Origin of the sequence: Streptosporangium sp. NPDC049248 (assembly GCF_040678965.1) — a bacterium.
GTDB classification, from domain to species: Bacteria; Actinomycetota; Actinomycetes; order Streptosporangiales; family Streptosporangiaceae; genus Streptosporangium; species Streptosporangium fukuiense.
Genome location: NZ_JBFAQY010000001.1, coordinates 639,468 through 663,287, shown reverse-complemented (window position 1 = coordinate 663,287; position 23,820 = coordinate 639,468). Strand labels below are relative to the sequence as shown.

The following is a 23,820-nucleotide window of genomic DNA, read 5'->3' as shown; positions in this document are numbered from 1 at the left end:
CATTTCACATTCTTCGCCATCTCCCGGCCCCGCGGGCCGTCAGACCGGATCGCTCCACTCGAAAAGCCGGTCACCGGCGTCCACGGTCCCCTCGGCGAGGCCGGTCACGGCGCCCGCGGTGGCGTCCAGCGCCACGACCGGGCAGATCGGGCGGCGCCCGCCCGCTTCGATCCCGGCCGGGTCCCACGCCACCACCGGCTGCCCGGCGCTCACCCGATCACCCTCCGCGACCAGCAGCTCGAAGCCCTCGCCCCTGAGCTGAACCGTGTCGATGCCCAGGTGGACGAGGACTCCCCTGCCGTCGTCGCCGACGACCACGAACGCGTGCGGGTGCAGCTTGACGATGGTGCCCGCGATGGGAGAGAAGGCCCGGCCGGGCGCCCTGTCCGGCTCGATCGCCATGCCGGGCCCGACCAGGCCCTCGGAGAAGACCGGGTCGGGTACCGAGTCGAGTCTCACCGCCACCCCCGCGACCGGTGCCAGAACCGTGGTCACCGCACTCCCCTCGGCATGCCCCCGTCCGCGAGAGCACCTCCCTCAGCCGATGATGTCCTCGATGTCGCCGGCGATCATGTCGGCCTCGGGGCCCACCACCACCTGCACGACACCGCCGGCCACCATCACGCCGTGCGCGCCGGCCGCCCGCAGGGCCACCTGATCGACCTTGGAGGCGTCACGCACCTCGGTGCGGAGCCGGGTGATGCACGGTTCGATCTCGATGATGTTGTCCGCACCACCGAGTCCAGCGATGATCGCGTCGGCGTCGGCCGCCATGTCGCCCTCCAGTTGTGATCACCCTGTCCCCAGGGCTATGGGCAGGCTAGAGGAGGTATCGCGATCATTCGGTCTGGGTCACCTTGTTGAGACCACGCGGAGCGTCCGGGTCGATCCCCAGTCTGCGCGCGAGCGCCTCGGTGAGCAGCTGACCGGGGACGATCAGGCCCAGCGGCGCGACCCACTCGGGCAGGTCGGGGCCGTTCAGCGCGGCGGTGGAGACCGAGGAGAGCGCGGTACCGCCGCCGACCGTGTAGGCCGAAGCTCCCGCACCGGTCACCCGCTCGGCGAGCGCCACGGTGCCGGCCAGGGTCGGGCCCTCACCCGCCGCGACCAGGATCGCCGGGGTGTCCGCGTCGACCACGGCGATCGGGCCGTGCAGCAGGTCCGCGTACGACAGGCCCATGGCGTGCAGGTAGCACGCCTCCTTGAGCTTGAGCGCCAGCTCCAGCGCGGTGGAGAAGGCCAGCCCCCGGCCGGAGACCACGACACCGGGCTTGTCCGCCAGCCCTTCGACGATCGCCTCCAGGTCGCCCGGGTCACCCACCAGCTTCTCCACCGCGTCCGGAACCCGCCGCAGGTCGCCGGGGTCGACGTCCGCGCCGAGACCGAGGGCGAGCACGGCGAGGGCGGCGAGCTGGGTGGTGTAGGTCTTGGTGGCGGGGACGGCCTTCTCCTCGCCCGCCACCGTGCACAGGGCGAGGTCCGCGGCCTGTGCCAGCGGGCTCTGCTCTCCGCCGTTGGTGATGGCCACGGTCCGGGCGCCACAGTCCTTCGCCCAGGCGAGGGTCTCGACGATCTCCTCGGTCCTGCCCGACTGGGAGAGGGCGACGGCCAGCACGCCGTCGAGGTCCAGCCTGCGCCGGTAGGTGGTGGCGATCGAGGGGGCGGCGAGCGTGGAGAGCCTGCCCGTGTGCGCCTCGGCCAGGTAACGGCCGTAGACTGCGGCGTTGTCGGAGGTGCCACGGGCGATGAACAGCAGCTGGCGAGTCTGCCCCGCGAGCCGCTCCACCTCCCCGGTTCTGGGGAGAAGGGCGTCGAGCGTGGCTCGCAACGCGGCGGGCTGCTCGGCTATCTCGCTGCGCATCTTGGTCGTCATCTCGCGCTCATCCTTCAGCTCGGACGGACGAGATCGGGCCGTTATCGATCCGTCTCCGGTCCGTACGTTGACACCCTTTTCCGGCCTGTGGTCTAGTCCGGACTAGACCAGTACGAACCATAACTCATCAGACACCTCAGATCGAGGGGGGAGGATCCCGTGGCCCAGATCGACCCGGACAGCCCGGTGCCCAAGTACTTCCAGCTGCGGGAGATCCTGCTCGACCTCATCGAGAACAACGAGCTGGCGATCGGCACCGCGATCCCGTCCGAGCGCGAACTCTGCCAGCGCTTCGGCCTGTCCCGCATGACCGTCCGGCAGGCCGTCGACCACCTGGTCTCCGAGGGCAGGCTCCAGCGGGTCGCCGGCAAGGGCACCTTCGTGGCCCGCCCCAAGATCGAGATGGCCCTGCGGCTGACCTCCTTCAGCGAGGAGATGCGCGCCAGGGGCATGGAACCCGGCTCCCGCGACCTGGACCGCCGGGTGGTCAGGGCCAGCGCGCACCTGGCCAGGGAACTCGGCATCCAACCGGGCGACGAGGTCCACTTCATCGAACGGCTGCGGACCGCGGCGGGCGAGCCCATGTGCATCGAGCGGGCACACATTCCCGTCTCCATCGCACCCGACCTCGACACCCACGACCTGACAGGCCGCTCCCTCTACGCCCTGCTGGAGACCCGCTACGGCCTGGTGCTCGACGCCGGTGAGCTCACCATAGACGGCGGCATCGCCGATCCCGGCGACGCCGATCTGCTGAAGCTGCCCCGCGGCGGGGCCGTGCTGCTGCTGCAGCGACGCTCCTACGCGGGAGGCGTCTGCGCCGAACTCGGGGTCTCCACCTATCGCGCCGACCGCTACCAGCTCCGTACGATCCTGGAGCTACCGACCCGCCGCGCCTGACCCCGCCCTTCGCCGCACTCCTCCCCCTCACCCCCTGGAGGAAAGCCCGATGAGTCCCCCCTCGGCGGACGCGGGCCTGTCCGCCGTCCACCGGCCCGGATCCGCCGCGATGAGCGTGCTCCAGCGCCTGGGACGTTCTCTGATGCTGCCGATCGCGGTCCTGCCCGCCGCGGGCCTGCTGTTCAGGCTCGGACGGGACGACCTTCTCGGCCGGACCGACAGCGCCCTGCTCGACGATGTGGCCCGCGTCGTCGGCACCGCGGGCGGCGCGCTCTTCGACAACCTGCCCATCCTGTTCGCGATCGGTGTCGCCATCGGGTTCGCCCGCAAGGCCGACGGCTCCACCGCCCTGGCGGCGCTCGTCGGCTATCTGGTCTTCCACGCCGTCAGCATGAACATGTTCTTCATCCTGTTCGACGCCGACCTGAGGGAGTCCATCACCACCGAGGTGTTCGAGCGGGCCACCCCCGGCGTTCCCAGCGTGGTACTCGACCTCGGCGCGCAGAACCCGACCAGGGTGCTCGGCGGCATCATCATGGGCCTGGTCTCGGCGCTGCTCTGGCAGCGCTACCACCGCACCAGGCTGCCGACCTGGCTGGCCTTCTTCGGCGGGCGCCGTCTGGTGCCGATCCTCACCGCCTTCGCCGGACTCGTGATCGGGGTGTTCCTCGGCTTCGTCTGGCCGGTGCTCGGCGGCTGGGTCCGCGCCTCCGGAACCTGGCTCGCCTCCAACAGCGAACTCGGCGCCGGGATCTACGGCATGGTCAACCGCGCCCTGCTCCCCCTCGGCATGCACCACATCGTCAACAACGTGATCTGGACCCAGGTCCCCGAGTGCGTGGTCGACGGCAAGAAACTCGCCGGGGACATGATCTGCTTCAACAGCGGCGCCGTCGGCTACGGCGGCTTCGAGGCCGGCTTCTACCCGGTCCTCATGTTCGGCCTGCCGGCCGCCGCGATCGCCATCTGGCGGGCCGCACCGCCGCACCGGCGTACCGCGGTCGGCTCGATCATGATCTCCGCGGCGCTCACCGCCTTCCTCACCGGGATCACCGAGCCGATCGAGTTCGCCTTCATCTTCGTGGCTCCGGTGCTGTTCGTGATCCACATCGTGCTGACCGGCATCTCCATGGCCCTCGCCTCCGCCCTGGGCGCCAAGCTCGCCTTCAGCTTCTCCTCAGGGCTGATCGACCTGGGCCTGTACGGGACCGCGCCCAACGCCCGGGGGATACCGATCGTCATCGTGATGGGGCTGGTCTACGCGGTGATCTACTACTCCGTGTTCAGCTTCCTGATCAGGAAGCTGAACATCATGACCCCCGGCCGCGAGCCCGAACCCGACATCGACTCCGGCGAGCCGGCCGCGCCCCCCGGCGCGGCGCCTGGCGGCCCTGACTCCGGACCGCCCGGCTCCTGAAGTGGTTTCGGCCGTCCAGCGAAGATCACAGCTCGGGCCGTAACCCGCTCCCCTCGGGGATGGACCACTCCAGCTCAAGGTCACCTTCTCCGCCCGAAGGGACGAACCAACCGGGATTTTCAGAAAGTTGGCGGACCGCGTATCTGGGCAGTGGGCCGGAAACTCCTTCATGTGTCAGTCTCTCCGCCCGCAAGCCGAGCCCCATCGGAGTCACCCATGTCGCCCCCACGACGTCCGGCGCCGCTCCCCCGGATCGCGCCGTCCCCCGCCGCCGAGCCCCCCTACGACGAGGACCGCCCCGCGACGGACATCCCGGCCATGCCTCCGTACGTGCAGGGAACCCTCGCCCTCTCCCTCGAACCCGAGACTCCGGCACCTCCGACCGGGAGGCCACTGATCTGGGGCCCGCCGGGGGCGATCCCCGACGAGCGGCGGCTGCGCGCCCTCGCCCAGGCCGTCGCCGAGATCCTGTCCGGCAGGCGGCCGCCGGCGAGCGTCTCCTGTCACCTGACCGGCAGGGCCCAGGCCGAGCTGGCCAGGAGCGGGAAGATCATCAACAGCGCGCGCCCGCCCCGGGCGGGCAGGGCCCACATCTCCCAGCCCGAGGACGGGGTGGTGGAGATGTGCGCCGTGGTCGACTGCGGCGACCGTTCGCGCGTCCTGGCACTCAGGCTGGAGCGCAGGGGCGTGCGGTGGCTCTGCACCGAGTTCGAGACGACTCCCTGACACGCCGGAGGGCCCGCACCCATGGGTGCGGGCCCTCCGATCAGCGATCAGACCTCGACGTTCTTGGGGTCGCCGTGGCAGCGCTTGTACTTCTTGCCGGAACCGCAGGGGCACGGCGCGTTGCGCTCGACGTTGCCGTACGCGTCACGCTCGGCCTTGGTCCTGATCCGGGTGTGCTCCACCTCACCGCTCTCCCCCGGAGCCGTGTACTCCAGCTCGGCGGGGCGCTGCGGGCCACGCAGGCCACGGGCGATGATCGAGCGGGTCTCCGCGATCGCCACGTCCTCGGAAGGCTCGGCCTCCTCGACGATCGGGTTGCTCTGCACCTCGACCTCGAGGTTGAACAGGTAGCCGACCGACTCCTCCTTGATGCCCTCGAGCATCTGGGAGAACATCTCGAAGCCCTCACGCTGGTATTCGATCAGCGGGTCGCGCTGGGCCATCGCGCGCAGGCCGATGCCCTCCTGGAGGTAGTCCATCTCATAGAGGTGCTCGCGCCACTTACGGTCGAGAACCGACAGGATGACGCGGCGCTCCAGAACCCGCATGCCCTCCGGGTTCATGGCCTGCGCGTTGATCTCCTCCTCGCGACGGTCGTAGGCGGCCATCGCGTCGGCCTTCACCCGCTCGTTGAGGAACTGGGCGGTGAGCTCCTCGCGGCCCCCGGCCTCCTCGATGAGCTCGTCGGCGGTGATGCTGATCGGGTAGAGCTGGCCGAGCGCCTTCCACAGCTTGTCGAGGTCCCACTCCTCGGCGAAGCCCTCGGCGGTGGCACCCGCGATGTACTCGTCGATCACGTCGTTGACGAAGCCGCGGATCTGCTCGTGCAGGTCCGCGCCCTCCAGCACCCGGTGACGCTCGGCGTAGATCACCTTGCGCTGCCGGTTCATGACCTCGTCGTACTTCAGAACGTTCTTGCGGATCTCGAAGTTCTGCTGCTCGACCTGGTGCTGCGCGGAGGCGATGGCCTTGGAGACGATGCCCGACTCGATCGGCACGTCGTCCGGGATGTTGAGGCGCGTCATGATCATCTCGACCCTGGCCGAGTTGAACAGGCGCATGAGGTCGTCCTCGAGCGAGAGGTAGAAGCGCGACTCACCCGGGTCTCCCTGACGGCCGGAACGGCCGCGGAGCTGGTTGTCGATGCGCCGCGACTCGTGCCGCTCGGTGCCCAGGACGTAGAGGCCGCCGAGTTCGGTGACCTCGTCGTGCTCGGCCTTCACGGCCTCCTTGGCCTTCTCCAGCGCCTCGCCCCAGGCCTTCTCGTACTCTTCCGGGGTCTCGACCGGGTCGAGGCCGCGGCTGCGCAGCTCCAGGTCGGCACGGAAGTCGGGGTTGCCGCCGAGCATGATGTCGGTGCCTCGACCGGCCATGTTGGTGGCCACGGTGACGGCGTGCTTGCGGCCCGCCTCGGCGATGATCGCGGCCTCACGGGCGTGGTTCTTCGCGTTGAGGACCTCGTGCTTGATGCCCTTGCGCTTGAGCTCCTTGGCCAGGCGCTCGGACTTGGCGACGCTCGTGGTGCCGACCAGGACCGGCTGGCCCTTCTCGTAGCGCTCCTTGATGTCCTCGACGCTGGCCAGGAACTTGGCGTCCTCGGTCTTGTAGACCACGTCGGCCTGGTCCTTGCGGATCATCGGCCGGTTCGTCGGGATCGGGACGACGCCGAGCTTGTAGGTCTGGTGGAACTCGTTGGCCTCGGTCGCCGCGGTGCCGGTCATGCCGGAGAGCGTCTCGTAGAGGCGGAAGTAGTTCTGCAGCGTGATCGTGGCGAGAGTCTGGTTCTCGTCCTTGATCTTGACGCCTTCCTTCGCCTCGATGGCCTGGTGCATGCCCTCGTTGTAGCGGCGGCCGTGCAGGACGCGACCGGTGAACTCGTCGACGATCAGGACCTCACCGTCGACGACGATGTAGTCCTTGTCCTTCTTGTAGAGCTCCTTGGCCTTCAGCGCGTTGTTGAGGAAGCCGACCAGGTGGGTGTGCTCGGGCTTGTAGAGGTTCTCGATGCCGAGCCAGTCCTCGACCTTCTCCACGCCGGACTCGAAGATGCCGACCGTGCGCTTCTTCTCGTCGACGGCGTAGTCGCCGGTGTTCTCCTCGCCGTCCTTGCCCTCGGTGCCCCTGCGGAGCCGAGGAACGATCTTGGCGAACTCGGAGTACCACTTGCCGGACTGCTCACCGGGCCCTGAGATGATCAGCGGCGTCCTGGCCTCGTCGATGAGGATCGAGTCGACCTCGTCGACGACGGCGAAGTGGTGGCCGCGCTGGACGCACTCCTCCAGCGACCATGCCATGTTGTCGCGCAGGTAGTCGAAGCCGAACTCGTTGTTCGTGCCGTACGTGATGTCGGCGTTGTACTGCTTGCGGCGCTCGTCGGAGGGCATGTTGGCCAGGATCACGCCGACCTCGAGACCGAGGAAGCGGTGGATGCGGCCCATCTCGTCGCCGTCGCGCTTGGCCAGGTAGTCGTTGACCGTGATGACGTGGACGCCCTTGCCCGAGATGGCGTTGAGGTAGGTGGGCAGCGTACAGGTGAGGGTCTTGCCCTCACCGGTGCGCATCTCCGAGATGTTGCCCATGTGCAGGTTGGCCCCGCCCATGATCTGCACGTCGAAGTGGCGCTTGCCCAGCACCCGCCGGGACGCCTCGCGAACGGTGGCGAAGGCCTCGGGAAGCAGGTCGTCGAGAGACTCGCCGTCGGCGTAGCGCTGCTTGTAGTCGGCGGTCAGTGCGCGAAGCTCGGCATCGGTCAGGCTCGTGAAGTCGTCTTCAATGGAGTTGACCTGGTCGGCGATCCGCTTGAGCTTACGCAGAAGCTTGCCTTCGCCGGCGCGAAGAATCTTATCGAGAAAGGCTGGCACTTTAGGTAAAGCTCCTCGCAGGTCTTCCGCGGCCGGACCGGCCCGGCTGAGGACGAGACATGGTTCTCCGCTGCCATCGTAGGCGGTTCCGCCACCAGACACAGCCACCCTGAAAGACGCTCTTGTGGCCTGTGGAGTTCCTTGCCCGCTTCTTTGAGAGAGTACGGCCAACTTCAAAGGGTATGTCGTCTTTTGTCATGTTCGTATCAGGTGATCATGTGAATTCGACACAGCCCTCTCGGAGGGAGAGGCCGTGACGGCGAGGGATGACCACTGGGGCAGGGCGTCGTCCTGGCTGGCGGTGACCGTGATCATGTTGGGTTCCGCCATCGCCGGAACCGGCCTCTGCACGGGTCCCAACTGGTTTCTGCTGTGGGCGGGCGCGGCGGTCTGCGTCATCGGGGCCATCCTGGTGCTGGTCTTCCGGGTCTTCCAGGACGTCGTCGTGGACAGGCCCCGCACGACGCGCGACCGGACCGCCCGGGGCGTCCTCGGCTGACGCCGGCCGGAGTCGCCGTCACCGGATCCGGGTCCCCCTGCCCGGCGACGCCCTGACACCGGCATAGCATTTTTGTCGGTGTCAGGCGCTAGCCTCAGCCGCACACCGTGTTGTCTCCTCCCGGGGCGGTCATGAAGCTCTCCCTCTCCTCAGACGAGGCCCGTCGTATCATCCTCCGTGCTCAGGGGTTCCTCGGCGCGGAGTCCCGACGCGGCGGCGCCCCCGCGGCCCTGCGCCGCCTGGGTGCCGTCCAGCTCGACACGATCTCCGTGCTGGCCCGCTCCCACGAACTGGTCGCGTACGCCCGCCTCGGCGCCGTCGGCAGGCGGGAGGTCGAGCGGGCCTACTGGGACGAGCCCGCGAGGGCCTTCGAGTACTGGTGTCATGCCGCCTGCGTCCTGCCGATCGACGACTGGCCGCTGTACGCCTTCAGGCGGAGGTACTTCCGGGCCAGGAAGTTCCGCTGGCACGAGGTGCCCGACAGTGTCGAGGCGGTGCTGCAGCGGGTCCGCGAGAGCGGCCCGATCACCACCGCCGACATCGGCGGAGCCAAGAAGGGCGGCCCGTGGTGGGACTGGTCCGACTCCAAGATCGCCATTGAGTGGCTGCTCGACACCGGCGAGGTCGTCTGCACGCGCAGGGTGGGCTGGCGCCGTGTCTACGACCTGGCCGAGCGCGCGGTCCCCGGGCACCTGCTGGCCGAGGAGCCGTCCGACGCCGAGTGCGTCACCCGGCTCGCCGGCATCGCCGGGCGCGCGCTCGGGGTGGCCACCCGCGCCGACCTCGTCGACTTCCTGCGGCTGAAGGCACCCGAGGCGCTGCTGCTCGACAGCTGCCTGCGCGACGGGTCCGCCGGGCTGGTCCCCGTCCGCGTCCCCGAATGGCCCGAGCGTGCCGCGGACGCCTGGGCCGATCCCGCCGCGCTGGAGACCGAGCCCAGAGGCCGGCACCGCACGACCCCGCTCTCCCCGTTCGACTCCCTCGTCTGGGATCGCGCGCGCACCGCCCGCGTGTTCGGTTTCAACCACCGCCTTGAGGCGTACGTTCCCAGGGAGAAGCGCGTCCACGGCTACTTCACGATGCCGGTCCTGGCCGGAGGCCGGCTGATCGGGCGCGTCGACCCCGCCCGCGAGGGTGCCACCCTGGTGGCCCGCCAGGTGAGCCTTGAACCCGGCGTCACGCCCGGCAGGGGCGCGGCCTCGCTGGCCGGGGCGCTCTGGGAGGCGGCGAGCTGGGTCGGCTGCGACGCCGTCCGGGTCGAGCGGGTGGATCCCCTGCTGGCCGGCCCCCTTCAGGACGCCCTGAGCCGGGTGCCCTGAGCACGGACGCACCGAGTCGATCTCGCCGAGCCGCGACGCCGGACCGTGACGCCGGACCATGACGCTGAGCCCCGCTGGGCCGCCCGGGCGCCGCAGGGCCCCGGCCGCCGCACCCGTACGGCGGCACGGGTGCGGTGACCGTCCCGCGGTCACCGCACCGGGGGCGGGTCAGGTGATCTCAAGCATCCGCTCGCGGACCGCGTAGACCACCGCCTCCATCCGGGAGTGGAGCTGCAGCTTGTCCAGGATGTTCCGGACGTGGTTCTTCACCGTGTTCTCGGAGATGAACAGCTGCTTGGCTATCTCGCGGTTGTTCATCCCCTTCGCGACCAGGCGAAGCACTTCCATCTCCTGGTCGGTCAGGCGCGGGACGGGGAGCTGCGGGGGCCGCTCGGCCTCCTTGCGGCTCATGCTGGCGAACTCGCTGATGAGTTTGGCGGCCATCGCCGGATTGATCAGCGACTGTCCTTCGTGGACACCGCGTACGGCCTCCGGCACCTCGTCGAGCTGGACGTTCTTCAGCAGGTAGCCGGTGGCGCCCGCCTTGATCGCCTCGAAGAGGTCCTCTTCCTCGTCACTCACGGTCAACATGATGATCCGCGTGCTCGGCACCGAGGCCTTGATCTCACGAGTGGCCTCGATACCGCTTCTCCGTGGCATCCGGACGTCCATGAGCATGACATCCGGAGTGAGGCGGTCGGCGAGCTCGACCGCCTCTTGTCCGTCGCTCGCCTCGCCGACAACCTCGATGTCCGTCTCCGCGGCCAGCGCCATCTCCAGGCTGCGGCGGATCAGCGCGTGATCGTCAACGATCAGCACGCGGATCGGTTCGCCGCGTCCGGTCGGGCTGGTTGCGTCGTCGGGTTCCGTCACGCCTCCTCCTCGGGGGGCCAGAGCCGGTGGACCGCCATGATTACACGGGTTTCATGGTCCTCGGTTGGTCGGAGAGGATCTTTGAGCGCGTTCGTCAGGGCTCGACGAGCCGCAGCACGCCGTAGTTGTACCCCTGACGCAGGTATACGACGCTCGGCTGCCCGCTCTCCTTGTCACGGAACAGGTAGAAGTCGTGCCCCACCAGTTCCATCTCCAGAAGTGCCTGGTCGATCGTGATCGGATCGGCCTTGTGGAACTTCTCCCTGACCATCAGCGGCCCATCCCCGTCCATCTGGATCGGGATGATGGTCTTGTCCTCGGAAAGGTCGGTCTCGGCCTGCTCGGTGAGCGACCGGTCCGGGGCGCTCTCGAACGTCTCCGCGAGCGCGGTGGCCGTCAGTTCGGCGACCGAGGGGGGGCAGTGGTTGCCGTGGTGGATCTTTCTCCGGTCGGCGAGACGCCGCAGCCGTCCTTCGAGCTTGCCGAGTGCGATGTCAAGGGCGGCGAAACGGTCGTCGGCCGAGGCCTCCGCCCGGACCGCTGGACCACGTGAATGAATGGTGAGCTCGACACGCTCTCGCTGATCGACGATACGGGGATTACGTTCTTTGGACACCTCCACGTCAACGCGAATGAGCTTGTGGTCCAAACGCTCGATCCTGGCCAGCTTGGTGTTCACGTGGTCACGGAATCGGTCACTCACTCCGGTGTGCCGACCCTTGACGATGATCTCCATGCACGGCCCCCCTTCGAATCTCGACGGTGGTACTGCGGCACCCGCTCGGCCGACCTGGTCTTCGTCCCCACATCCGCCTGCTGAGGGTTTCGCAGCTCTTTGCCACTACATGCCCTTCTCTTCTGGCGAGGAACATCTGGCTCCCCGGGAAGGCAGGACTTACCTCTAAGCCGCACCGTGATCGATCGACGAAAAGTCGTCTTACGTGGACCGTTTGGCCTGCGGCTGGCATCGGCTAGCCGTGCCGGCCCCCTGTCGGGGGTCGGTCCGGCGCAACCACGGACCCGAGCGGGTGCCATGGCTCAGACGCTATCCGCATCCCGGCCGAATGTCAGCTTGGCGATCGTGTCAAGGATCACTTTGTGTGCTTCACCGCCTGGCGGCCGATCACCGAAGACCCTGTCCCACGGGTGGGCGGCGCCGGAGGCGAGGGCCGTTCGCCACCGTTGAGCAGCCCAGAAGGCACGATGGGGACAGTGAGGTGTGGCCTCGGAGTGAGGTGGGGCGCCGAGACCGTTCTTTACCCTCCGTCACGTTCACCGGTTCGGACTCTCCGGCGTGTCGCGGCGAGGGCCGGCCTGGCGGAGGCGACCGGCCACCGGCTCCGCGAGCCTCTCACCCTCCGTCGCGTCCGCCGGTTCGGACTCTCCGGCGTGTCGCGGCGACCGTGGCGGCGAAGGACGGCGTCACGCCGACCTCGCGCATCGCCCTCGCGGCCTCCGCGAGCGTCGCTCCGGTGGTGACGATGTCGTCGACCAGCACAATCGCCTCTGTGCCACCCCAGGAACGCGGCACAGGCGCGTTGCGGCCGATCGTGACAGAGAAGGCCGTGGACAGATTCGCAGCCCGCTGGAGCGAACTCAGCCCCGCCTGGTCGGCGACCCGCCGCCGCTGGGCGAGGACCCTCGCCACGGTCGCGGGCCAGCCGGCCTGGCGGAGGCAACCGGCCGCCAGCTCCGCGAGCCTGGCCACCGGATCGTGCCCGCGGCGCCGGTGGGCCGGCCGGGCGCTGGGCACCGGCACGAGCAGCACCGGCCGCTCGCCGGCCGCCGTGGCGACGGCCAGGGCCAGGGCCCCGGCCAGGGGAGGTGCCAGGACCGTGCGGCCGCGCTCCTTGTAGGCGATGACCGCCCGCCGTACGGCGGGGGTGTATTCGGCCGCCGACCAGCACTCCGGCAGGCCCGGCGGGGCGGGGTCGGGCATCCGGCGCGCGGGCGTTCCGTGCAGCTCCGCCGCGCAGCGGGGACAGACGAGGGAGCCCGGCGCGTCGCATCCGGCGCAGCGGGGCGGCAGGATCAGGTCGAGCATGGCGGTCGTCACCACCCCAATGTGTCATCTCGCACCGACAAAAAGCCCAGCCCAGAGCATCGGCCGGGAGCCCGCCCCCGCCGCGGGAGGCCCGGGGCGGCCCGGGACCGGCCCGCGGTCAAGGCGGCTCAGCCCAGGGGGAAGGCCGGCGCGGACGGGCCGTTCTCGGTGAAGTCCGTCGAACCGGTCTCGTTCTTGACCAGTGGCTCCCACTTGGTGGAGGTCCAGTAGAGGACCTGCCGGTTGCCCTGGTCGTCCTTGGCCCCGGCCAGCAGGATGCTGTCCAGCGCGGTGATGCTCTCTATCCCTATCCGCGAGTCGAAGGCCAGGGGTTTCGGCTCCGCGGTGACCGACGCCTCCAGCAGTTCCGACTTGCCGGTGAGCGCGTAGAGGGTCTTGCCGTCCTTCCAGGCTATGTCCTTGATCGTCCGCTTGCCCTCACTGTCCACCACGGTCTGGAGGTTGGCGATGCGCGTGTTCTCCCGCTCACCGATGACGGTGCCGATGTGGACCTGCTCGCCCAGCCCGTCCTTGACGACCACCGCGACGTGCACGCCGTCCCGCGCGACCTTCAGCGACTTGACGTAGGCCGTCTCCAGGTCGGGGGCCGACACCCGGTAGCGGTGCTTGTTGTCACCGTCGTGCCTGGTCACGATCGAGGTGTGGTCGTTGGGCCGGTCGACGGTCCAGAGCGTGTTGTAGCGGTCCCAGGACGGCTGGATGAGGGATTCGCCGGTGGCCCACACCCGCCATTCGCCGCCCGCGGCGAGCGGCGCGACGGAGACGCTCCTGCCGTCCTGGGCGAGCGCCGCCACCTGCTGCACCGGCTGGCCGCTGATCGCCGGGCGGGTGAGCGCGTTCTTCTTCTGGCCGGCCCTGCCCGGCACCGGCCGTCCGACGTTCTCCTTGTCCAGCAGCCACAGGGCGCCGTCGGCGAGATAGAACGAGGTGACGGTGTCGGGGGTCGTCCACGGGTCGAAGTTCGACTGCTCCTGGGCGTCGATCTGCAGCGGCGTGTCGGCGTAGTACGACTCGCCGTTGACCTTGACCTCGAAACCCCAGCCGCCCTTGGTGAGCGCGGTGAGCGTCGCGGCGAGCTGGGCCGACATCGGGTCGATCAGGTCGGGGTCCACCCGCCTGGTGAGGTCGACGACGACCCGGTTGTTCTCGGTGGTGACGTCGATGAGCTCGGTGTCGGCGAGGGCGGAGCGCACCGAGCCCTTGAGGGAGCTGCTCGGTCCCTGAAGCAGCCGCTCCACGGTCGTCTTGGCGAAGTTGGCGGCCGGGTCGATCGGTACCCGCACCTGATCGACCACCAACCCCTTCCAGTGGGAGTCGAGGAAATAGAGATCCACGGGGAGGTAGCCGCGGGCGACGTCGGCCTCGGAGAGCAGGAGCCCGTCGGGGGCCGCGCTGATGCGCCACTCCCCGCCCGCTTCCTTGGCGAGCGTGAAGGGTTGGTTCAGCGGGCCGCCGCTCGGACGGTAACGGCCGTCCTGATCGATGATGGCGGTCTTGGTGCCCTTGAGTGTGACCTGGGCGTGCTTGTCCCCCTCCCGGAGCGGCGCGAACTTCTCGTAGTCACCCTGCCGGTAGACCGTGACACCGCTGTGCGGGTTCCAGTTGTTCGCGAAGTCGCCGGTGAGGTATTGCCGGGCGATCTGGAAGTCGGGGTCGTCGGGGCTCGCCATCGCGGCGCGGAAGCCGGTGACGACCTCCTCCGGCGACCAGGCGGCCTTCGGCGGCATGGCGATGACCCGCGCGTACGGGTCGCCCAGCGGGTTGCCCTTGCGCTCGTTGTCGACGGCGACGACGGACTTGCCGCCGGTGGGGATGACCGAGCAGGCCGACGCCCCACAGACCAGGGTGACGGCCAGGATCGCCGTCCCCGCCTTCCGCGCGCGCTCAGTCGGCATCGCGTCCCCCGTCGGCCACCGCCGGCGACAGCACCGGCGTCATGTGCCCGCGCCACGTGCGGCGCATCTCCACCTCCGGCGGTACCAGCGGCAGCGGCGAGCCCCGCAGGACCGCCCCCGCCACCCTGGGCAGCGAGAGCCGGAACTGCGACCCCTCCCCGTGCGAGCCCCAGGCCTGCAGCCAGCCGCCGTGCAGGATGGCGTCCTCCCTGGAGATCGCCAGGCCCAGTCCCGTACCGCCGATCGTGCGCGCCCTGGACGGGTCGGCCCGCCAGAACCGGTCGAAGACCAGGTTCTCCTCGCCGGGTTTCAACCCCACCCCGTGGTCGCGTACGGCCACCGCCACCGCGTCCCTGTCGGCGGCGACCGAGACGACGATGTCCCGGCCCTCGCCATGCTCTATCGCGTTGAACAGCAGGTTGCGCAGGATGCGCTCGACCCTGCGGCTGTCCATCTCCGCCATGCAGGGCTCGCCGGGCAGGCGCAGGTCGAAACGGGTGGAGTGGCGCTCGGCCAGCGCCTCGGAGTCGGCGACGGCGCGGAGCACCACATCCCTGACGTCCACGGAGTCGACGTCGAGATCGGCCGCGCCGGCGTCGTAGCGGCTGATCTCCAGGAGGTCGGCGAGCATCGCCTCGAACCGGTTGAGCTGGTTCTGCATCAGCTCGGCCGACCTGGCCGCCATCGGGTCGAAGTCCTCGCGGGCGTCGTAGAGCAGGTCGGCGGCCATCCGCACGGTGGTCAGCGGGGTGCGCAGCTCGTGTGAGACGTCCGAGACGAACTGCCGCTGGACCTGGGAGAGCTCCTCCAACTGGTGGATCTTCAGTGCCAGGTTGGCGGCCATCTCGTTGAAGGAGGTGGCCAAGCGGGCCAGGTCGTCCTCGCCGCGGACCTTCAGGCGCTCGTCCAGGCGCCCTGCGGCCAGCCGCTCGGCGGCCTGCCTGGCCAGCCGCACCGGCGTGACGACCTGGCGGGTGACCAGGGAGGAGATCGCGGCCAGCAGCAGCACGAGGCCGGCGCCGACAAGGATGATCATCTGCTGGACGGAGGCGAGCGTCTTCTCCTCCTTGTCCAGCGGGACGAGGTGGTAGATCTCATACGACGAGTCGAGCCTGGTCCCCCAGGTGTCGAGGCGGGTGCCGATGATCATCCCGGGCACCGGCTGGTCGGGCTGCCCCTTGTAGTACAGCGGGGTGTACCAGGTGCTGTCCTCGCCCGCCTCCTTCTTGAACAGCTCGTCGCGCTGCCTGGCCGGGATGCTGACGGGGTCGATGTTCGTGGTGCCGTAGAACTCCCCCGACAGCCCCTCGTTACGGATGATCACCGAGTAGCGGCTGGCCGACCCGGCCCGGCGGGCGAGCGCCTCGGTGGCCTGGCTGAGCGGGCTGCTTCCCCCCGGCTGGAGCGCCTGGCCCGACTCGACGGGCTGCTTGGCGGCCTCGGCCGGCTGGTTGAGATAGCCGAGCACCGCGTTCCGGTCGGCCTGGGCCTCGCTCTTCGCCGCGCTCTCCCTGGTCTCCAGGGTGGTCCTGACGATCTGCTGCATGAGGAAGACGCCGAGCACGGCGACGACCACGATGGAGATGACCATCGTGCTGGTGACCACGCGCAGCTGGAGCGAGCGCCAGAAGACGCGGCGCACCCTTCCGGCCGCCCGCCGGGTACGACGCCGGACACCCCGCAGCAACTGGCGCGGGGTGCGGCGGCGTTTCTTCGGCGCGGGAGGCATCTCGGGCTCCGGGGGGAGTCTCGGCTAGGCCGGGCCGGCCTTGTAACCGACCCCCCGGACCGTCACCACGATCTCGGGATGCTCCGGGTCCTTCTCGATCTTCGCTCGCAGTCGCTGGACGTGCACGTTGACCAGGCGGGTGTCGGCCGCGTGGCGGTAGCCCCAGACCTGTTCGAGCAGGACCTCGCGGGTGAAGACCTGGCGCGGCTTGCGGGCGAGGGCGACCAGCAGGTCGAACTCCAGCGGGGTGAGGTTTATGGTCTCCTCCTCCCGCTTGACCGAGTGTCCGGCGACGTCGATGGTGATGTCGCCGATCTGCAGGATCTCCGGCGTCGGCTCGTCGGTGCGGCGCAGCCTGGCCCGCACCCTGGCGACGAGTTCCTTGGGCTTGAAGGGCTTGACGATGTAGTCGTCGGCCCCGGACTCCAGGCCGAGCACCACGTCGATGGTGTCGCTCTTGGCCGTCAGCATGACGATCGGCACCCCGGACTCGGCCCGGATCCGGCGGCAGACGTCGATCCCGTCGGCGCCGGGCAGCATCAGGTCGAGCAGTACAAGATCCGGCCGAGTGTCGCGGAACGCGTCGAGCGCCTTGTCACCATCGGAGACGAAGGAAGGTTCGAAACCCTCCCCGCGCAGCACGATACCGAGCATCTCGGCGAGAGCGGCGTCGTCGTCGACGACCAGCACGCGTCCTTTCATGGCCCCTCATTCGTTTTACGCAGTTCGGGAGTTATTGGGATAAACCGCTCGGTCGTCGAAGATTACCCTTGCCCGTCGAGTAGATGACACCGGCCAACGACCAGCCTTCCAAATGACGAACTTTAGGCGTACACAACGCGAAGCGCGCAATGGTGCCCCCGCACGATCACCACCGGTCCCGGCGACTGCGAACGCCGGGCGGCGATGACCACGCTCCCAGTCTGCGGTAAACGACGGCGTCTCGGCCATCCCTCTGGCATCTCCGCCGCTCTTCGGGGAGATGAAACGTCCGCGTGATCACCCGATCACCACGAACGGTGTGACCACATGCCAGGATTGGGATATGTCAGACGGTCACGGCTCCGCTCCCGGTACGCCCCCGGGCTGGGCGTCCAACCAACCTCCGCCGTACGGCGATGCCCCGGGATCGCCGTGGACCGCACCCGGCTCGGCCCCCGGCTCCCCCGCAGGCCCGCCGCCTCCCGGGCCACCCCACGGCCAGGCACCGCACCAGCAGGGCCCCTACGGCCCGCCGCCCCATGGCTCGCCGCCCTACGGCTCGCCGCCCTACGGCGTGCGCCAGGAGCCCCCCGCGATGCGCCCCGGGATCATCCCGCTGCGCCCGCTCGGCCTGGGCGACATCCTGGACGGCGCGATCAAGCTGATCCGCTCCAACCCCAAGAGCGTCCTGGGCCTGTCCGCGATCGCCGCGGCGCTGAGCGCGATCCCCGTGGCGATCGGGCAGGCGCTCCTGCTGGGCGACACCGCGGTGACCCTGGAGAGCCTGAGCGACCCGGAAGCGTCGGCGAACCTTCCGGAGATGAGCTTCCTCTCCCAGTACGGCGGCACCCTGCTCTCCTACGCGGTGCAGCTCGTGGCGGTGACGCTGCTGACCGGCGTGCTGACGCGCATCCTGGGCCGCGCCGTCTTCGGCGGCAAGATGACGACGGGCGAGGCCTGGGCGCTGACCCGGAGCCGGGTGCCCACGCTGTTCGGGCTGGTGATCGTCAGCACGGTGGCCGTACTCGCCCCGATGCTCCTGTTCGTCGGACTGTTCGCCGCGCTCGACGCGGCCGGTGCCGGACTCCCCGCGGTGGTCATCGTGGGCCTGCTGGCGCTGCTGTCCTACGTGGCGTACGCCTTGTTCATCACCACCCGGCTGGCGCTCGCCCCCGCGGCCGCGGTGCTGGAACGGCGCGGCGTCGTCGACTCCCTGCGCAGGTCCTGGAACCTGGTCTCCGGCGGCTTCTGGCGGACACTCGGCATCCTGCTGCTCACCCAGATCCTCGCCGGTCTGGTCGGCACGTTGCTCTCCTTCCCGTTCACCCTGGGCGGGAGCCTCCTGGGCCTCCTGGGCGGAGGCTCCCTCGGGGCGCAGATCGCCACGGCGGTCCTCATCGCCGTGGGCGCGACCGTCGGCGCGATGATCACCTACCCCTTCCAGGCCGCGGTCAACGGCCTGCTCTACGCCGACCGGCGGATGCGCACCGAGGCGTTCGACCTGGTGCTCCAGACCGCGGCGATCGAGCAGCGACGGCAGGGCTGGGTGCACGCCTCGGCCGACGATCTGTGGGATCCCTCCGTCACGCCCCCCGGCCCCGCGCGGCACGGGTCCCCCGATCAGGGAGCTCCGTGGTCCCACTCCTGACGTTCCCGTTCCCGGCGTCCCCGATCGACATCGGGCGCGAGGAGGCTCGACGCCGGGCGATCCAGGAGCTGCTCGGAGCCGAGTACGCCAAGGAACCCCTGGTCGACCGCCTGTGGCGAGGGGTGAACCAGTTCCTCGGCGACCTGCTCGACCAGGAGTCCGCGGGCGTCGTCGGCAGCCTGGCGGCGCGGGCCGTCCTCATCGTGATCGTGATCGGGATCGCCGTCGCGGTGTTCCTGGTCGCCCGCAGAACCGCCAGGAGTACCTCCACGCGCGCGGAGGGTCTCTTCGGTGACCGCCGCCTCACCGCCGCCGAACACCGCGAGGCCGCCGAGCGGCTGGCCGCGGAGGCGCGGTGGGCCGAGGCGGTCCGCGAGCGGCTCCGGGCCGTCGCCCGCGACCTGGAGGACCGCGTGATCGTCGACTCCACGCCCGGCCGCACCGCCGGGGAGCTGGCGGCCGAGGCCGGGCTCGCGCTACCCGCGCTCGCCGCCGAACTGGCCGCGGCGGCCCGGGTGTTCGACGACGTCACCTACGGCGAGGTGCCCGGCACGCCCGAGGCGTACCGGGTCATGTGCGCTCTCGACGAGCACCTGCGCGCCGCCCGCCCGGCGTCGCCCGTACGGATGGGGACACCATGAGCCTGGCCGCGCCCGAGCGAGCCGGGTCGACCTCCACCTCGCCGACCGCCCGCGGCCTCTGGCGCGGCGGCAGGGGGGCCCTCCTGGTGGCGATCCTGGTGGTCGCCGTCGCCGTCGTCGGCGTGCTGCTCGGCGGCTCCGGCCCGGCGGGAAGGCCCCTCGACCCCGCCGACACCTCACTGTCCGGCGGCAAGGGCCTGGCCCGGCTGCTACAGGCGCGGGGCGTGCGGGTCGCGCGGGTCACCTCGGTCGCCGAGGCCGAGTCCCAGGCCGGGCAGGCCGGTTCCACCGGCAGCACCCTGCTGGTGAGCGACGCCTTCCCGCTCGACGAGGCGAAGGCGGATCGGCTCGCCGCGACACCGTCGGACCTGCTGCTGGTGGGCGTACGGTCACATCTGGAGCGGCTCGCACCGGGGGTGGGCCCGGCGCGGGAGGTGCGGGCGCGCTCCCGCGAGCCCCGGTGCGCGCTGCCCGCCGCGGCGAGGGCGGGCAGCGCCTACCTCGGCGGCACGGCGTTCACCCTGCCCGCCGGGGCGACCGGCTGCTACCCCGCCGACGGGCGGCCCACCCTGGTCTTCCACCCCACAGGGGACCGGAAGGTCACCGTCACGGGCGACGGGCAGTTCATGACCAACCTGCGGCTCGCCGAGGACGGCAACGCCGCGCTGGCGATGAACCTCGCCGGCGGGCGCCCCACCCTGATCTGGCTGACGCCCCCCGAGACCACCTCGGCGGCACGTGGTGAGGCGGATTTCTACGATCTGATCCCCGCCGGGGTCAAGTGGGCCGTGGTGCAGGTGCTCGTCGCGGTGCTGCTGCTGGCGCTCTGGCGGGGCCGCAGGCTCGGGCCCGTGGTGGCCGAGCGGCTGCCCGTCGTCGTCAGGGCGGCCGAGACCGTCGAGGGACGTGCCAGGCTCTACCGTGCGAGGCGTGCCCGCGATCGGGCCGCCGCGGCCCTGCGCGCCGGCTTCATCGACCGGGTGACCCCCCGTCTCGGGCTGCCCTCAAGGGCGGGAGCCGACGCGCTGGTGAACGCGATCGCCGAGCGGACCGGCCAGCCGGCGCCACATGTGGGCGCCGCCCTGTACGGACCTCCGCCACTCGACGAGGCGGGGCTGGTAGCCCTGGCCGAATACATGGACATCGTGGAAAGGCAGGTCGGAAAGTCGTGACCACACCACCGGGGAACGGCGATCTCGCCGAGGCGACCTCCGTCGTCAGGACCGCGCCCGGCGCACCCGCCGCACAGAGCGCGGACGGCGCCAGGGAGGCGCTGGGAGCCCTGCGCGCCGAGGTCGCCAAGGCGGTCGTCGGCCAGGACGCCGTGGTCACCGGGCTGGTGATCGCGCTGCTCTGCCGGGGCCACGTGCTGCTCGAAGGCGTGCCGGGCGTCGCCAAGACCCTGCTGGTGCGCACCCTGGCGGCGGCGCTCTCTCTCGACTTCAAGCGCGTGCAGTTCACCCCCGACCTCATGCCGGGCGACATCACCGGTTCGCTGATCTACGACGCGAAGACCTCGGAGTTCGAGTTCCGCGAGGGGCCGGTCTTCACCAACCTGCTGCTCGCCGACGAGATCAACAGAACCCCTCCGAAGACGCAGGCCGCGCTGCTGGAGGCGATGGAGGAGCGCCAGATCAGCGTGGAGGGGACGGCGCGCGGGCTGCCGGACCCGTTCATCGTGGCCGCCACCCAGAACCCCGTCGAGTACGAGGGCACCTACCAGCTGCCCGAGGCGCAGCTCGACCGGTTCCTGCTCAAGCTGACCGTCCCGCTGCCGCCCCGCGACCAGGAGATCGCGGTGCTGGAGCGGCACGCACTCGGCTTCGACCCGCGCGACCTGTCGCACATCAGGGCCGTGGCCACCGCCGCCGACCTCGCCGCGGGACGCACGGCGGTCAGCCAGGTGCACGCGGGCCCCGAGGTGCTCGGCTACATCGTGGACATCGCCAGGGCCACCCGCCAGTCGCCCTCGCTCCAGCTCGGCGTCTCACCGCGTGGCGCGACCGCGCTGCTGGCCGGGGCGCGGGCCTGGGCATGGCTGTCGGGCCGCGCCTACGTGACGCCCGACGACGTCAAGGCACTGGCCAGGCCCGCGCTGCGGCACCGGATCCAGCTGCGCCCCGAGGCCGAACTGGAGGGCGCGACCGCCGACGGCCTCATCGACGCCGTCCTCGCCTCCGTCCCCGTACCCCGCTGACCCATGGCGCTGACAGGACGGGCCGCGCTGCTGGCCCTGCTGGGCACCCTGGTCGTGCTGTTCGCCCCCCGCGGGGGGCCCGCCGTGGCCGGGGTGGCGCTGCTGATCGCGGTGCTGGTCGTGATCGACCTGCTGCTGGCCGGAAGCGTGCGCCCGCTGCGCTTCACCCGCTCGGGCGAGCGGCTGGTACGGCTCGGTGAGTCGGTCGCGGTCGAGCTGATCGTGGAGAACCCCGGTCCCCGCAGGGTGCGCGGCGTGCTCAGGGACGCCTGGCCCCCGTCCGCCGGGGCCGCCCCCCGGCACCTGCCGCTGGACGTGCCGGCCGGCGAGCGCCGCCGGCTGGTCACGACGCTCACCCCCACCCGCAGGGGTGACCGCGAGGCGGTCACGGTGACGGTGCGGGCGCTGGGGCCGCTGGGCATCGCGGGCCGCCAGGGCTCGCACCGGGTGCCCTGGTCGGTCCGGGTGCTGCCGCCCTTCCTCAGCCGCAAGCACCTGCCCGCCAAGCTGTCCAGGCTCAGGGAACTGGAGGGCCGGCATCCGTCGATGGTCAGGGGGCAGGGCACCGAGTTCGACTCGCTGCGGGAGTACGTGGTCGGCGACGACGTACGCTCGATCGACTGGCGGGCCACCGCGCGCCGCAACGACGTCGTGGTCCGCACCTGGCGGCCGGAGCGCGACCGGCGGGTGCTGATCGTGCTCGACACCGGCCGTACCTCGGCCGGGCGGGTGGGCACCGCCCCGATCCCGCTGGCCGGCGAGGTACCGAGGAGCGGTCGGCAGGGCAGGTCGCGGGTGGTGCCCGGCTGGCCCCGCCTCGACTGGTCGATGGACGCGGCACTGCTCCTGGCCGCGCTGGCCTCCCGCGCGGGCGACCGGGTCGACTTCCTGGCCCACGACCGCGCGGTGCGCGCCTGGGTGTCCGGCGCCGGCCGTACGGAGCTGCTGTCCTCGCTGGTCAACACCATGGCTCCGATCGAGGCCGAGCTGGTCGAGGCCGACTCGGCCTCGATGGTCGCCGCGGTCATGTCACGGGCCAGGCGGCGCTGCCTGGTCGTCGTGCTGACCGACCTCAACCCGGCGGCACTGGAGGAGGGCCTGCTGCCGGTGCTCCCCCAGCTCTCCGCCCGGCATCTGGTGCTCCTGGCCGCCGTCTCCGACCCGCAGGTGGCCGAGATGGCCGCCGGGCGCGGCACCTCCGAGCTGGTCTACGGCGCGGCGGCGGCCGAGCGGCTGAGCGCGGGGCGGCGGCGGATCACCGCCCTGCTGCGCCGCCAGGGCGTGGAGGTGGTGGACGCCGCCCCCGAGCAGCTCGCCCCCGCCCTGGCCGACGCCTACCTGGCGCTGAAGGCGTCCGGGCGGCTCTGATCGTCGTCCCGGTGCCCTGGAGGCGCGTCCGGGGGTCCGAGTCCGGGGATCGTCATGTTCGGCGAGGCCGGCGGGCCCGGGAGGCCCGGCGGGGCGCTCAGCCGGCGCTCGGGGCGAGGTCGGGGGCGCGCTCCACGTCGCCGGTCTCGCCGGCGGCCACGGCCCGGCGGCCAAAGAAGATCACATAGGCCAGGAAGGCGGCCTCCGCGACCACCCCGATGCCGATCCGCGCCCAGGTGGGCAGCCCCGAGGGGGTGACCAGCCCCTCGATCAGCCCGGAGACCAGCAGCACCACGACCAGGCCGAGCGCCACGCTCATCACGGCCCTGCCCTGCTCGGCCAGGGCCTCGACGCGCCTGCGCGGGCCGGGGTCCACGACCGTCCAGCCGAGGCGCATGCCGACGGCGGCGGCGAGGAACACCGCGGTCAGCTCCAGCAGGCCGTGCGGAGTGATCAGGCCGAAGAAGATGTCGAGCTTGCCGCGCGAGGCCATCAACCCGGCGGAGACGGCCACGTTGGCCGCGTTCTCCCACAGGACGTACGGGATCGGCAGGCCGAGCAGGATGGACATGATGATGACCTGCATCGAGACCCAGGCGTTGTTCACCCAGACCTGGCCGGCGAAGGAGGTCGCCGGGTTCTCCGAGTAGTAGTCGGCGAAGTCGTGCTCGACGAGCTGGGTGATCTGTTCCGGGGTGGCGATCGCCGCCTGGACGCCGGGGTTTCGCGCCACCCAGACGGCGACGACCGTGGAGACCAGCAGGAAGGCGGCGGCGGTGGCCATCCACCACCAGCGGGCCCGGTAGGCGACCACCGGGAAGGAGACGGTGAAGAAGCGGACGAACTCCCGCCAGGCCGGGGTGTGCGCCCCGGTCACCGCCGAACGGGCGCGGGCGACGAGCGCCGACAGGCGGCCCACCAGGATCGGGTCCGCCGAGGCCGAGCGGACCAGGGACAGGTGCGTGGCCACCCGCTGGTAGAGGTCGACGAGCTCGTCGACCTCCGCGCCGTCCAGCGAGCCACGCCGCCGGACCAGATCCTCAAGGCGGTCCCAGGCGGGCCGGTGCGCGGTGACGAAGGCGTCGATGTCCACGCGGGCAGCCTATC

21 protein-coding genes are annotated in these 23,820 nt (G+C 70.7%); 10 read left to right on the top strand and 11 right to left on the bottom strand.

Annotated elements, in window-relative coordinates; genetic code table 11:
• Nucleotides 1-39: 39 nt before the first annotated feature.
• The 3 genes from AB0K21_RS03055 to AB0K21_RS03045 all read right to left on the bottom strand — a co-directional run bounded on the left by AB0K21_RS03055 (nucleotide 40) and on the right by AB0K21_RS03045 (nucleotide 1,873).
• Complete coding sequence (locus tag AB0K21_RS03055) at nucleotides 40-495, bottom strand: PTS glucose transporter subunit IIA (protein ID WP_343978990.1); 456 nt, start codon at nucleotides 493-495, stop codon at nucleotides 40-42.
• 42 nt (nucleotides 496-537) lie between these two features.
• Complete coding sequence (locus AB0K21_RS03050; RefSeq protein WP_343978987.1) at nucleotides 538-774, bottom strand: glucose PTS transporter subunit EIIB; 237 nt, start codon at nucleotides 772-774, stop codon at nucleotides 538-540.
• A gap of 64 nt (nucleotides 775-838) precedes the next feature.
• Nucleotides 839-1,873 (bottom strand): SIS domain-containing protein, encoded by a 1,035-nt coding sequence (locus AB0K21_RS03045; protein ID WP_364147359.1) that lies wholly within the window; start codon nucleotides 1,871-1,873, stop codon nucleotides 839-841.
• A 159-nt stretch (nucleotides 1,874-2,032) separates the two neighbouring features.
• Between AB0K21_RS03045 and AB0K21_RS03040 the strand changes: the two genes are divergently transcribed.
• The 3 genes from AB0K21_RS03040 to AB0K21_RS03030 all read left to right on the top strand — a co-directional run bounded on the left by AB0K21_RS03040 (nucleotide 2,033) and on the right by AB0K21_RS03030 (nucleotide 4,916).
• Nucleotides 2,033-2,773, top strand: a complete 741-nt coding sequence (locus AB0K21_RS03040; RefSeq protein ID WP_030907291.1) for a GntR family transcriptional regulator — start codon at nucleotides 2,033-2,035, stop codon at nucleotides 2,771-2,773.
• A 49-nt stretch (nucleotides 2,774-2,822) separates the two neighbouring features.
• On the top strand, nucleotides 2,823-4,190 hold the full coding sequence (locus AB0K21_RS03035) for a PTS transporter subunit EIIC (protein WP_364147357.1): 1,368 nt from the start codon (nucleotides 2,823-2,825) through the stop codon (nucleotides 4,188-4,190).
• Between the two features lie 216 nt (nucleotides 4,191-4,406).
• Nucleotides 4,407-4,916, top strand: a complete 510-nt coding sequence (locus AB0K21_RS03030) for an Rv3235 family protein (RefSeq protein ID WP_364147354.1) — start codon at nucleotides 4,407-4,409, stop codon at nucleotides 4,914-4,916.
• Between the two features lie 47 nt (nucleotides 4,917-4,963).
• On the opposite strand, the gene secA is transcribed toward AB0K21_RS03030, so the two are convergent.
• Nucleotides 4,964-7,777 (bottom strand): preprotein translocase subunit SecA, encoded by a 2,814-nt coding sequence (gene secA, locus AB0K21_RS03025; RefSeq protein WP_343978975.1) that lies wholly within the window; start codon nucleotides 7,775-7,777, stop codon nucleotides 4,964-4,966.
• Between the two features lie 253 nt (nucleotides 7,778-8,030).
• Between secA and AB0K21_RS03020 the strand changes: the two genes are divergently transcribed.
• The gene (locus tag AB0K21_RS03020) at nucleotides 8,031-8,276 is read left to right on the top strand and encodes an HGxxPAAW family protein (protein ID WP_343978972.1); all 246 of its coding nucleotides are present in this window, start codon (nucleotides 8,031-8,033) and stop codon (nucleotides 8,274-8,276) included.
• A gap of 107 nt (nucleotides 8,277-8,383) precedes the next feature.
• Nucleotides 8,384-9,595, top strand: coding sequence for a crosslink repair DNA glycosylase YcaQ family protein (locus AB0K21_RS03015; RefSeq protein WP_364147351.1), 1,212 nt, complete (start codon nucleotides 8,384-8,386; stop codon nucleotides 9,593-9,595).
• 168 nt (nucleotides 9,596-9,763) lie between these two features.
• Here the strand turns inward: AB0K21_RS03015 and AB0K21_RS03010 are convergent, their stop codons facing one another.
• From AB0K21_RS03010 to mtrA, 6 genes are all read right to left on the bottom strand, one after another.
• A complete protein-coding gene (locus AB0K21_RS03010) occupies nucleotides 9,764-10,468 on the bottom strand; it encodes a response regulator transcription factor (protein WP_364147348.1) in 705 nt (234 codons plus the stop codon).
• 94 nt (nucleotides 10,469-10,562) lie between these two features.
• Nucleotides 10,563-11,204: a ribosome-associated translation inhibitor RaiA gene (gene raiA, locus AB0K21_RS03005; protein ID WP_343978963.1), complete on the bottom strand. Its 642-nt coding sequence runs from the start codon at nucleotides 11,202-11,204 to the stop codon at nucleotides 10,563-10,565.
• Between the two features lie 615 nt (nucleotides 11,205-11,819).
• Nucleotides 11,820-12,524 (bottom strand): phosphoribosyltransferase family protein, encoded by a 705-nt coding sequence (locus AB0K21_RS03000; RefSeq protein ID WP_364147344.1) that lies wholly within the window; start codon nucleotides 12,522-12,524, stop codon nucleotides 11,820-11,822.
• Nucleotides 12,525-12,640: 116 nt separating this feature from the next.
• A complete protein-coding gene (locus AB0K21_RS02995; protein WP_343974445.1) occupies nucleotides 12,641-14,428 on the bottom strand; it encodes an LpqB family beta-propeller domain-containing protein in 1,788 nt (595 codons plus the stop codon).
• Nucleotides 14,418-16,157, bottom strand: a complete 1,740-nt coding sequence (gene mtrB / locus AB0K21_RS02990) for an MtrAB system histidine kinase MtrB (RefSeq protein ID WP_343974448.1) — start codon at nucleotides 16,155-16,157, stop codon at nucleotides 14,418-14,420. The genes AB0K21_RS02995 and mtrB overlap by 11 nt, the downstream gene beginning before the upstream one ends.
• Nucleotides 16,158-16,181: 24 nt before the next feature.
• The gene (gene mtrA, locus AB0K21_RS02985) at nucleotides 16,182-16,859 is read right to left on the bottom strand and encodes an MtrAB system response regulator MtrA (protein ID WP_030907316.1); all 678 of its coding nucleotides are present in this window, start codon (nucleotides 16,857-16,859) and stop codon (nucleotides 16,182-16,184) included.
• 343 nt (nucleotides 16,860-17,202) lie between these two features.
• Here mtrA and AB0K21_RS02980 point away from each other — a divergent pair, with 343 nt between their 5' ends.
• From AB0K21_RS02980 to AB0K21_RS02960, 5 genes are all read left to right on the top strand, one after another.
• Complete coding sequence (locus AB0K21_RS02980; RefSeq protein ID WP_364147338.1) at nucleotides 17,203-18,507, top strand: hypothetical protein; 1,305 nt, start codon at nucleotides 17,203-17,205, stop codon at nucleotides 18,505-18,507.
• Nucleotides 18,492-19,148 carry a DUF4129 domain-containing protein gene (locus AB0K21_RS02975; protein ID WP_343974466.1) on the top strand — a complete coding sequence of 219 codons (657 nt, stop codon included), beginning with the start codon at nucleotides 18,492-18,494 and terminating at the stop codon, nucleotides 19,146-19,148. The genes AB0K21_RS02980 and AB0K21_RS02975 overlap by 16 nt, the downstream gene beginning before the upstream one ends.
• A complete protein-coding gene (locus AB0K21_RS02970; protein ID WP_364147335.1) occupies nucleotides 19,145-20,320 on the top strand; it encodes a DUF4350 domain-containing protein in 1,176 nt (391 codons plus the stop codon). Before AB0K21_RS02975 ends, AB0K21_RS02970 begins: the two co-directional genes overlap by 4 nt.
• 101 nt (nucleotides 20,321-20,421) lie before the next feature.
• Nucleotides 20,422-21,345, top strand: coding sequence for a MoxR family ATPase (locus tag AB0K21_RS02965; RefSeq protein ID WP_343980396.1), 924 nt, complete (start codon nucleotides 20,422-20,424; stop codon nucleotides 21,343-21,345).
• Between the two features lie 3 nt (nucleotides 21,346-21,348).
• Nucleotides 21,349-22,713: a DUF58 domain-containing protein gene (locus AB0K21_RS02960; protein WP_343980268.1), complete on the top strand. Its 1,365-nt coding sequence runs from the start codon at nucleotides 21,349-21,351 to the stop codon at nucleotides 22,711-22,713.
• Nucleotides 22,714-22,810: 97 nt separating this feature from the next.
• Here AB0K21_RS02960 and AB0K21_RS02955 read toward each other — a convergent pair whose 3' ends face one another.
• Entirely contained in the window at nucleotides 22,811-23,806 is a 996-nt protein-coding gene (locus AB0K21_RS02955; RefSeq protein ID WP_343980271.1) for a stage II sporulation protein M, read from the bottom strand.
• Nucleotides 23,807-23,820: the final 14 nt, after the last annotated feature.

Excerpts from the sequence above, each read along its gene's own strand:
- AB0K21_RS03050 (WP_343978987.1), bottom strand. The coding sequence starts at position 774 with ATGGCGGCCGACGCCGACGCGATCATCGCTGGACTCGGTGGTGCGGAC.
- AB0K21_RS03045 (WP_364147359.1), bottom strand. The coding sequence starts at position 1,873 with ATGACGACCAAGATGCGCAGCGAGATAGCCGAGCAGCCCGCCGCGTTG.
- AB0K21_RS03035 (WP_364147357.1), top strand. The coding sequence starts at position 2,823 with ATGAGTCCCCCCTCGGCGGACGCGGGCCTGTCCGCCGTCCACCGGCCC.
- AB0K21_RS03030 (WP_364147354.1), top strand. The coding sequence starts at position 4,407 with ATGTCGCCCCCACGACGTCCGGCGCCGCTCCCCCGGATCGCGCCGTCC.
- raiA (WP_343978963.1), bottom strand. The coding sequence starts at position 11,204 with ATGGAGATCATCGTCAAGGGTCGGCACACCGGAGTGAGTGACCGATTC.
- AB0K21_RS02995 (WP_343974445.1), bottom strand. The coding sequence starts at position 14,428 with ATGCCGACTGAGCGCGCGCGGAAGGCGGGGACGGCGATCCTGGCCGTC.
- mtrB (WP_343974448.1), bottom strand. The coding sequence starts at position 16,157 with ATGCCTCCCGCGCCGAAGAAACGCCGCCGCACCCCGCGCCAGTTGCTG.
- mtrA (WP_030907316.1), bottom strand. The coding sequence starts at position 16,859 with ATGAAAGGACGCGTGCTGGTCGTCGACGACGACGCCGCTCTCGCCGAG.
- AB0K21_RS02980 (WP_364147338.1), top strand. The coding sequence starts at position 17,203 with ATGTCAGACGGTCACGGCTCCGCTCCCGGTACGCCCCCGGGCTGGGCG.
- AB0K21_RS02970 (WP_364147335.1), top strand. The coding sequence starts at position 19,145 with ATGAGCCTGGCCGCGCCCGAGCGAGCCGGGTCGACCTCCACCTCGCCG.
- AB0K21_RS02960 (WP_343980268.1), top strand. The coding sequence starts at position 21,349 with ATGGCGCTGACAGGACGGGCCGCGCTGCTGGCCCTGCTGGGCACCCTG.